An 805-nucleotide genomic window follows, 5' to 3' on the forward strand; every position below is an offset into this window, starting at 1 on the left:
CCTGGCACCGCGCCTGCTCCAGCGCCTGCACCACGACATGATCGTCCTGGCCGATCGCAACTTCGCCACCACCGCCCTGATCCAGGACATCGCCGCCACCGGCGCCCATGTGCTGGTCCGGGTCAAAAACGGCCGCCGTCTTCCCGTCCTGGCCCGCCGACACGACGGCTCCTACCTGTCCCGGCTGGGAGCAACCCCGGTACGCGTCATCGACGCCGCCATCACCATCACCACCCGAGCGGGCCACCGCACCGGCGCCTACCGCTTGGTCACCACTCTCACCGACGCCCACCGCCACCCCGCCTGCGAGATCGTGACGCTCTACCACCAGCGCTGGGAGATCGAAACCGCCTACCTGGAGATCAAATCCACCATCCTCGGCGCAAGAGTCCTGCGGGCCCGCACACCCCAAGGCCTGGACCAGGAAATCCACGCCCTGCTGGTCACCTATCAACTCCTGCGCCTGGCCATGGCCGACGCCACCGCCTGCCAGCCCGGCACCGATCCCGACCGGGCCAGCTTCACCATCGCCCTGAACACCGCTCGCGACATGGTCATCCAAGCCGCCGCAGTGATCGCAGACACCACCATCGACCTGCTGGGCACTATCGGATGCCACGTCCTGGCCAACCTCATGCCCGACCGGCGCATCCGCACCCGCCCCCGCATCGTCAAACGCGCCATCTCCAAGTACAACGCAAGGGGCACCGTCGACCGCACCAGCTACAAAGCCACGATCAGCATCGAGATCCGCGCCAGCCCAGAGCCTTGACAAGCTGGCCATGACCTTAACTACACGGCATTG

Annotated in this window: 1 protein-coding gene; it reads left to right on the forward strand. The window is 66.8% G+C overall.

Annotation, left to right across the window (positions count from 1 at the left end; translation table 11 throughout):
* The coding region (locus V5E28_RS49060; protein WP_336217198.1) for a transposase at positions 1-772 on the forward strand (772 nt) is incomplete at its 5' end.
* Positions 773-805: the final 33 nt, after the last annotated feature.

This window comes from Nonomuraea sp. LPB2021202275-12-8 (genome assembly GCF_037044575.1).
Classification (GTDB): Bacteria; Actinomycetota; Actinomycetes; order Streptosporangiales; family Streptosporangiaceae; genus Nonomuraea.